The organism is Nitrospiria bacterium (assembly GCA_036397255.1).
GTDB lineage: Bacteria > Nitrospirota > Nitrospiria > DASWJH01 > DASWJH01 > DASWJH01.
Map to the genome: position 1 here is coordinate 105,345 of DASWJH010000046.1, position 9,290 is coordinate 114,634.

At 42.4% G+C, this 9,290-nt stretch carries 6 protein-coding genes; all 6 read right to left on the bottom strand.

Annotated features, from left to right (window positions below; all coding sequences use genetic code 11):
- Nucleotides 1–64: 64 nt before the first annotated feature.
- Entirely contained in the window at nt 65–1,381 is a 1,317-nt protein-coding gene (locus VGB26_05990) for an ammonium transporter (GenBank protein HEX9757334.1), read from the bottom strand.
- A 21-nt stretch (nt 1,382–1,402) separates the two neighbouring features.
- Entirely contained in the window at nt 1,403–1,741 is a 339-nt protein-coding gene (locus VGB26_05995; GenBank protein ID HEX9757335.1) for a P-II family nitrogen regulator, read from the bottom strand.
- 536 nt (nt 1,742–2,277) lie between these two features.
- Nucleotides 2,278–5,805, bottom strand: coding sequence for a diguanylate cyclase (locus VGB26_06000; protein HEX9757336.1), 3,528 nt, complete (start codon nt 5,803–5,805; stop codon nt 2,278–2,280).
- 284 nt (nt 5,806–6,089) lie between these two features.
- Entirely contained in the window at nt 6,090–6,464 is a 375-nt protein-coding gene (locus VGB26_06005; protein ID HEX9757337.1) for a peptide chain release factor-like protein, read from the bottom strand.
- A 450-nt stretch (nt 6,465–6,914) separates the two neighbouring features.
- Nucleotides 6,915–7,730 (bottom strand): hypothetical protein, encoded by an 816-nt coding sequence (locus VGB26_06010; GenBank protein HEX9757338.1) that lies wholly within the window; start codon nt 7,728–7,730, stop codon nt 6,915–6,917.
- A 522-nt stretch (nt 7,731–8,252) separates the two neighbouring features.
- Nucleotides 8,253–8,891, bottom strand: a complete 639-nt coding sequence (locus VGB26_06015) for a hypothetical protein (protein HEX9757339.1) — start codon at nt 8,889–8,891, stop codon at nt 8,253–8,255.
- Between the last annotated feature and the right edge of the window lie 399 nt (nt 8,892–9,290).

Sequence of the window (9,290 nt, forward strand, 5' to 3'; positions counted from 1 at the left end):
TCGCTTTCCACCCCGATCAAAAAAAGAAATGAATTGTTGAATCTGGGCCTTTAGCGGAACAAAATTAAAGATTATATCCCCGCTCATTATGAAGGACAATATCCAAGCCCTCTGTTTCATCCTCCTCATTAATTCTTAAACCAACCGTAGCGTCTATCACTTTAAAGATAATAAACGAAACGACACCGCACCACACAATGGTGGCACCCACCCCGATGAACTGGGTTACTATTTGTTGACCCATTGATCCATTTTCTCCAAAACCAACGCCCCCTAGACTGGCCGCTGCAAAAATACCGGTCAAAAGGGTTCCCGTAATCCCCCCGATCCCATGGACAGGGAAAACATCAAGGGAATCATCTATATGTAAAATCCGTTTCATAATATGGGTCGCCCAAAAACACACGATTCCAGCGGTGGTTCCAATTGCCAATGCGCCTAAAGGTCCAACAAATCCCGAGGCGGGGGTGATGGTCCCCAACCCTGCAACCATCCCGGTCACAATCCCTAATACGCTTGGTTTTCCATGTTTTAACCATTCACTAAACATCCAAGCCAGAGAACCTGCGGCCGCCCCAATATGGGTGACGATCATGGCCATTCCCGCATTGCCATCCGAGGCAACCGCACTGCCTGCATTAAAGCCAAACCAACCGACCCAAAGCATGGAAGCCCCTGTTACCGTCATGGTCATATTATGGGGAGCCATTGGGGTATCGGGAAATCCAGTCCGTTTCCCCATTACAATCGCTGCAACCAGTGCCGCCACCCCCGCATTGATATGGACCACGGTTCCCCCCGCAAAATCCATTAAACCCCGTTCTGCCAACCAACCACCTGAACCCCAAACCCAATGACAGATCGGGGCATAAACCAATGTCACCCAAAGAACAGAAAACCAAAGAACCGCAGAAAATTTAATCCGTTCGGCAAATCCCCCAACAATGAGGGCCGGGGTAATAATCGCAAAGGTTAGTTGAAACATGGCAAAAACCGTTTCGGGGATGGTCCCACTCAAAGCCTCCCGGTCCACCCCTAAAAGAAGGGCTTTTTCAAATCCTCCCACAAACGGGTTCAGAGGTCCTCCATTTCCAAAGGCAAGACTATATCCGTATATCAGCCACAATACCGTCATCAGACAGGTGATGCTGAAACACTGCATCAAAATCGATAAAACATTTTTACTACGGACCAAACCCGCATAAAAAAGAGAGAGCCCAGGAATAGTCATAAACAAAACCAGTACCACGGAAGTAAGCATCCAAGCCGTATCTCCCGTATTGAGCCCTGAACCTTGATCCGCAAAGGCCCTGGAAAGGGTAAGGGTCTCAAAAGTAGCAAAAGCAAAAAAACTCCAACCTATTTTTATTAATGAACGCATCGGTCTTCTCCCTTAGAAAGGTTACAGGGCCTCTTTTCCACTTTCTCCTGTCCGAATTCGAATGACCTGTGACAAGTCATGAACAAATATTTTTCCATCGCCAATTTTTCCCGTTTTGGCGGATTTGATGATGGTTTCAATTACCTGATCCATCATGCTGGCTTCAATGGCCACTTCAATTTTGACCTTGGGCTGGAAATCCACCGTATACTCCGCTCCTCGGTAGATCTCAGTATGCCCCTTTTGTCGGCCAAAACCCTTAACTTCAATAACGGTCATTCCTTGTACACCAATTTCGGAAAGGGCCGCCCGAACATCATCTAATTTAAAAGGTTTGATGATGGCACTCACCAATTTCATGGTACGCTCCTCCCTGATAGGGTTTAGATTTGATTCAACCTAAAAAACCGGTACTTCCACAAAATTTCAAACCGTTTTGCGTTTTTCTGTTCTAGTAAAGGGTCCCGAAACAACCCATCCCTTTACCGAAAAGCAACCGAAAACCAAAAAAAAACTTTCTTTTCCTTGATTCCCTGACAACCCTTTAAAAGGAAATCAGCGCATCAGTTTGTTCCCTTAGAAAAAGGTCTAACTCCTTTTGAACCTAATCAGAAAAACCCGCGATGGAAATTGACGGGAAAGAGGGTTGAATTCAAAGAAGGGCAAAGGAAAGAGGGCCGACCCATGGGCATCCCTTCCCCAAAATTGCCAAACAGGATACCCATCTTTTTGAAAGGTGTCAATACAGGTTTTTCAAAAGGACCGTCGATTTTTAAAAAACCATTCCGAGGGGAAATTCAAGGATAAGAAAAAAGCGTATTTTTTGAGGGAATTTAATCTTAAAAAAAGGAATTTAACAATTTGTATAAATTTTGGGATTTAGGAAAACGTGGAATTTATGATTTCAATTCTTTAGGTTTTCCAAATAAATAGCCCTGCCCGATATTGACGCCAATCGCTTTAACTACTTTTAGTTCTTTTTCCGTTTCAATCCCCTCTGCAATGATTCCTTCTTTGGAAAAATTTCTCAGCGCCCGAACCAAATCCTGAGAAAAATTCCTAAAATCCTGAGAAGATACCGCTTGCAACATGGTGGATCGATCCAGCTTAATATAATCTGGAATGACTTGGGCAATAAAAGGAAGAGAGATAAATCCAGCCCCGAAATCATCGATGGCAAATTGAAACCCCTTTTCGCGCCATTTTTTTACCATTTTAAGATGATTTTCAATATCATACAAAGCCTCTACTTCAGAAATTTCAAGGATTACATCCATTTCTATTGGCTTAGGAACAATTTCAATTTGATTCAACAATTGAAAATCCACGTTGATAAAAACCCGTTTTAACCCCGCCTCTTGTGCTTTTTTCAGTTGTAAATGAAAACAAAGGGATTTTAATTCGTACAGTTGCCCAATGGCTTGGTAACGTTTAAAAAGTTCCAAAATACTTAATTTGCCTTGTGGGTCGCGGCTCAACGCTTCATAACCCAAAACCTTTCTAGAATGAAGGTCAACCAACGGTTGAAAAACCACCTTTACTGAATGTTCATCCAGGTGATATTCTTCCTCGCCAATGTGAATTTTATCCCCTCCCTTCTTAGATAAGTATAGGGCCCAATCAGCCAACCGGATCAAATCATCGGGGCCTTTTCCATGCTCAGGGTATAAGGAAACCCCTATACTCATATCCAGATCACTCCTGAATTGGGCATTGATCTTGTGCACCCCTTTCCGGATTCGCTCTGAAGCGGTCAATATTCCCTCCCGAGTGGGATCGGATAAAACCACAACAATCTCATCTCCCCCCCATCGAAAAACCAAATCAATCCCCCGGGTTGAATCTTGAATACTTTTAGCAACCGCTTTAATGACCTCATCACCCGCATCATGGCCCCTGGAATCATTGACCTCCTTAAACCGGTCTAGATCACATAAAAGAACCGCCAAAGTTTGTTTACATCTGGAAGCCCTTTTGATTTCCTCCACCATCTTAAAATTAAAATAACGACGATTATATAAACCCGTAAGAGGGTCCCGGATCGCTTGCTCAGCCAACGCTTCTTCCGCCCTTTTTCTGGAAATAGCAACCGCAATAAGGCTTGCCACACTTTGTAAAAATTCTAAATCGTCCTGGGGAAGTTTTTGGGGCCTTTTGGAATGAGCCCCCATTACTCCAATGGCACGTCCTTGAGAGACCATGGGAACACTGAAACCTGACATTACCTGATGGTCATATAATAAAGGGGGCCCTTTAAACCGAGTTTCCGTTAGCAAATTTTCAACCATCACAGGTCCATTGACCATCAAAGTATACCCATCTTGGAATCCATGATGGTTTGGAATCATAGCCTTTCCAACGAGACCTTCCTGCCACCCTATTCCCGCCGCCAATAAAAGGGAGTCCTCCTTTTCGTTTAAAAGGAGGATCTTACACATTTCCACATCCAGTATCTCGGCCACCATTTTAACCGCCTTTTCCATTGCCTCGGTTAAATGCCCCGTGGATAGGCATAAAGCACCAATTTCACTCAGAACCTTTTGTTGCTTTTCCCTTTTCTGGAGGGATTGCTCTGCACATTTGCGCTCAGTAATGTCCTCGGCGATCCCCGCCAAACGGTAAATTTCTCCTGATTGGTCTCGAACCGGAAAAGCGCGATCCCGTATCCAACGCCGGGAACCATCGGGTCTGACAATTTGATATTCCTCCTGAGAATCCCCTTGTTCCGGGCTCCCAGCCGATGAATGTCGATTTTTTTCCTCCGGGTGGATATCATCCAGCCACGTGTCCAACGATTGATACAGAATTTCCCGTGACTTGCCCCATATTTCCTCATAGGCAGGACTGATATAAATCATCTGGTTTTTTTTAACATCCCCCATCCAAAACACTTCTTTTACATTTTCTGCAAACTGTCTAAATCGTTCCTCACTAGATCTCAATTCCTCTTCGGTTCTTCTACGTTCGGTAATATCCCTTAGGACCACGGTAAAAATCTTTTCCAGACCCAGTTCTAATTTTGAAATAGAGGCTTCCCCGAAAAACTCTTCTCCATTTTTCCGTTTACCCAGAATTTCCCTTCGCCCCCCTACTCTCCGAGAAACCACATCAGATTGGACAAATGATAGAACATGTTCCCAATGTTTGGCCCTAAACCTTTCCGGCAATAAAATGTCCATGGGCCCTCCAAGGACCTCCTGTTGTGAATACCCGAAGATTTGTTCTGCCCCTTTATTGAAAAGAAGAATTCGGTGGCCTTCATCAATGGAAATAATCGCTTCATGGGCAATATCCAAAATACCGCTAAATCGGGCCTCACTCAGCCGGAGTGCTTCTTCAATTCTTTTCCGTTCAAAAATTTCATGAGTCAAATCAATATTGGTTCTTTCCAATTCATGGGTTTGAAGGTTTAAATTTTGATTGACTTGAAGAAGTGCCTTCTGCCACTTTCTTAAAGTTTGCAATACGGCCAACCAGGCAATTAACAAAAACAGGAGAATAGCAATAATAATGGCAACGGAAAAAATTAATTTTTTCCTCTCCCAAGCCAGGGTTGCTTCTGCATTTTGTTTAAGCAATTGCGAGAAAAGTTCCATCCCCTCCGCATAAACATATTTCTGGTTTTCATATTCATCGCTAAATAAAATTTGGCTGGCTTCTTTAAGGCGTCCCTGACGGACAAAAGAAAAAGCATGGTTCTCCATTTCAATTAACTTGATATTCGCAGCTTCCGTTTGAGCTGCGGCTTCTTTTCCAAAAGGAGCAAATTCCATGGCTTGTTCAATGGCAGTTTCCAATTGAGGCTCAAAACTACGATACCGCTGTTCCCACCTCAAATCCCCTGTCGCCGCGGCCATTCTGGCCGACATGGTCAACACTTCATCCAAATAAATAATTCTTTCTTTTAAATTCTGGGCGAGGAGTACCCCTGGGGTGCCGGAATAAACCTGAAAGCCCTTATTATATATCTGTTTTTGCTCCTCATATTCACCTCTGAAAATAATGGCGAGCGCTTCGTCTTTTCGGTTTTGCCGAACCAGTGCAAAAATCAGATTTTCAATTTGACCTAACTTCTCTCTTCGTCCCCATTCTCCGGAAGTTTCTCTTCCATATGGACCAATCTCTTTAATTTGGCCGATAAACTCTTTATATTTGGGTTCATAAATCCGGTAACGCCCCTCCCATTGGGAATCACCTGTTGCTGCGGCCATTCGGGCAGACATAGTGAGAACTTCATCAAGGTAGAGGATGGAATATTGTAACGCATTGAGTCGAAAGGTACGCTCTTGCTCATTTTGATGGATATGAAAAGACCGATAGGAATTCCATCCCAACACAGAAAGAACCACAGAAGTTAAAACCAAGACCAATGCATAAAACCTTAAGGGAAAGCGACTGTAGGAGACTTCATCTTCTTTTTCCATATAAATTTTTGAAGGTGTAAGATGGATGATTTTTAATTTAAGGCAGGGAAACCGAAGAACAAAAAAAAACTTTTATAATCAGTAGCTTTGGGACATACCTGCCATATCCAAATATAGCATTTTCATGCCCCCCGTCAAGAAAGCCCTTTAAACCATCCGAGTGAAATCCTTTGGAAATGATATTAAAACGCCAACCGAGTTTGGCATATTAACCAAAAGATGGATATTCCAAATGATTACAATGATATAAAAAAACAGAAATGACTTTGAAAAGGAAGGTTTTTTTACTTATTGCGGACATTTGCCCGCAAAACCTTGTTTTTGGAAAGGCTTTGTTTACTTGGTATTCGTTTTTCTTGAACCACTGGAGGGGTTTTTGTGGGCACCCGCTTTTTACTGGTTCGGTTTAATTCCAAAAGCTTTTTTTGAAGCTGCTGAAAAGCCAGCTGACGATTTTTGGGTTGGGATCGGTGTTCGGTGGCAATGACCTTAAGCCCAGAGGGACGATGGCTCAAACGCACAGCGGTTTCTGTATTATGCTTTTTTTCTCCTCCTAGACCACTGCTCCGGTAAAAGGTAACATCCGTTTCCTGGCGGAGCGTGACCATATCGGTCTTAAAGATCTTATTTGAAAGGCTTTTACGAAAACGGGGATTCATTTAGATTTTTTCCTTTCTTAAACAAAGTCAAAAAGGTGTCTTCTTAATAATAAGAATGGCAGTTATCATTAAAAATAGGGGGGCTTCTAAGAATCAATTTTTCCATTATACAGGATTTTTTAAGAAAAACCATCAAAATCTTGGGGTTGGCTTTTTGCCAGGAGAGGTCCTTTTGGGTTTAAAACCACGGAAACCCCATAAGTTTAGGAGTTTTTGACCTAATGGGTCACTTCTTTTAAAGAAAAAATCTTTAAATTCTCATAATAGAGTGAGTGGAACAAAACAGCTAAAAGGGAACCTCCTGGACAGGGGGGTTCTCATTTTATAAAATAAACCTCTTATAAAATAAACCTCTTATTTTGATCCAGTTTTACCCCCTGATTTTTTATTATGGGAAATGGAAGAACCTTAAAAGGATTTTGGGTTCAGGGAACCTCACCCAAAAGGAGCTCACCAATGAGGAGGAAGTATGATTGGAATGGTTAAACCGGCCTGAAAACTCCAATCTTCGCTCTTACCCACATAGCCCGCACTAGCACCTACATCTACAATAAAGCCTTTCCATATATATTGAAATCCCCCCCTGACCGCTCCCCGCCCATTGAGGGAATCCTCAAAATCCAACCCTTCAACCGAAAAAAGGAATGTGACCGTTTGGGGTAAAACAGGAATTACAAACCCCAGTCCGTAATTTAAAAGATCGTCCTGCCCCCCCCCACCCCCGGGGGGAGACCCAATAATCGTCAAGCCAAGGTTCAAATGGATATCCACCCAAGGAAAATGTTTTGTCCCCAAGAAATCTACGAAAATATTTGAGGCATCATTTCCAAAATTTTGAGTGTCATCGGCATTGGGTAGCTTTGCCCCTAAACGGACCGCCAAGGCAGGAAATGAGGGGGAATCCCGTTTCACCTTGACCTTAAATCCAAAAGTCATATCCCCGGTACCCCACATTCCTCCTTTACCATCCTGTTGCAGGTAAAGAAAACTATATGACACCTGCCCTTCTACCCTTTCCCCCAACCCAAAGTTTAAACTGAGAGAGGGTATCTCAGCCACTCTTCGATTCAGGTCTTTAGCCTGAAATTGATTATGAAGATCGTGAAAATAAGAAAAACCCACCCGAAATTCACCATCATTTTTTTGAAGAAGTCTTGCATCCTGAACCCCCAGGGGCTCCAATGTGCCCGGGTAGGCTACATTAAAAAAACCAAAAAGGAAAAAACTGATCAAACAAAACCGAACACCCCACACAGATATTTTCATCCTCATCCTCCGCTTCAACCCACACACTCAATATAACAGATATCGAAAAAATTCTGAAAAGGTTCCCTTTTCTCCGCACAAAGTCCACATCGAAAAAACAACATTTATTTTTCATCGAGAGGGGTTTCACAGATTTAAAAAAATGATTTTATAAATTACCCTTCCGGGTAGCAAGCTATTTCTTGATTTTTTCTTTAAATTTTCCTCCGAACGTGTTTAAAAGATAGAGCAAAAAGAGGGTCTTCAAGAATTCGGTTTTAGGGTCTTAAAAAGAGAATAAAAAATTGGGTGTGTATTTATGGGAAGGTTTTTGTAGAAAAATGAAGATCTTTTTTTTTTAAAAACCTCAAATCTTGGGCGTGAAATTTTAATTCTTTCCTTTCACCGGTCAGACTCCTTTTTTGATAAACCAAATCGGTTATAAATTTAGACCTTCCAGCGATGGTTATAGAGGCTTGAGGTGCAGGGAAAATATTTAATAAAGGGGTTTTCTCTTATAAAACCGTATCAGGATGGGTTGGGTTATCGCAGTTCTGCCCAGACGGCAAGTTTGGACCTAAAAATCAATCTGCGTTGAGAGGTAGTTAGAATAGCAATATTATCATTGACGACCTTGTCTAAAAATTCCTCCTGTCTGGAAAGGTCTCTTAAGAAAAACCCCCCTGTAAAGGCCGATAAGGCTAAAACTCTCCGGTTGGTAATCGCAACCACCAAATTTTCTCCAAAAAGAACCTCTTTGAATTCTTCGTGGGTATCTAGCTCCTCTTTTTTCCATTGGGCTCGGAGCCCTTGGAATCCGTAAAGTGTTTTTTGATTGCGAACGAAAATAAGCTGGGGGGTAACAATGGACTCGATAAAAGAATCGAAAAGGTTCGGCCGCCTCTCCGACCATTGCTGAAGCGGCCCTGAGAACCCCAATAAACGGGTGGAGGTCCTTACGAGGGCATTAATACCTCTGCTTTCTATCCCTATAACCTCTTCCCCTGCGGAAAGCTCAAAAAGCGCCAACTGCCCGCTGGGGGCAGCCCCATAAATCTTGTTGTTTAATACCGCCACCCCTACTTGATCAGTAATCTTTCCCTCAGCGGATAAATCAGCGGTATTATAAAAAAGAAAAGAAACCAGAATTGGCCCAAAAAAGAATTTAAAAAATTTGCCCATGGAAAACAATAAATCAGATTGCCCTTTAGGAAGCAATGGAAATGTTGAGAAGGGCCATGAACTGAAAAACTAAAATTGGGTTGATTTTTTTGATTGATGAGCAATAAAAGTCAGAAAAAAGACATTCCTTATTGTTATTTTCAATCGGAAAAGCCCCAATAGGATCCCATGGACAGTAGGGGAACGTCAGTCTTAAGCCTCCATGGGACCCAACCAGTTCTCTTTTAAACTTATGCGGGAATTAAATCAATATTCCCTTACACTACTGTCCCAACGTTATACAAATAAATTCAATTGGTTATCGTCATCAATGGTTTCATCTTCGTAATCAATCGAAGAAAGCGCTTGTAATATTGGGGTTTTTTCGAACAGCGACACACTCAAAATTTGTAGAATTGT

Bases quoted from the DNA above. Each gene is read 5' to 3' on its own strand.
- VGB26_06005 (HEX9757337.1), bottom strand. From the start codon at position 6,464: ATGAATCCCCGTTTTCGTAAAAGCCTTTCAAATAAGATCTTTAAGACC.
- VGB26_05995 (HEX9757335.1), bottom strand. From the start codon at position 1,741: ATGAAATTGGTGAGTGCCATCATCAAACCTTTTAAATTAGATGATGTT.
- VGB26_06000 (HEX9757336.1), bottom strand. From the start codon at position 5,805: ATGGAAAAAGAAGATGAAGTCTCCTACAGTCGCTTTCCCTTAAGGTTT.
- VGB26_06015 (HEX9757339.1), bottom strand. From the start codon at position 8,891: ATGGGCAAATTTTTTAAATTCTTTTTTGGGCCAATTCTGGTTTCTTTT.
- VGB26_06010 (HEX9757338.1), bottom strand. From the start codon at position 7,730: ATGAAAATATCTGTGTGGGGTGTTCGGTTTTGTTTGATCAGTTTTTTC.
- VGB26_05990 (HEX9757334.1), bottom strand. From the start codon at position 1,381: ATGCGTTCATTAATAAAAATAGGTTGGAGTTTTTTTGCTTTTGCTACT.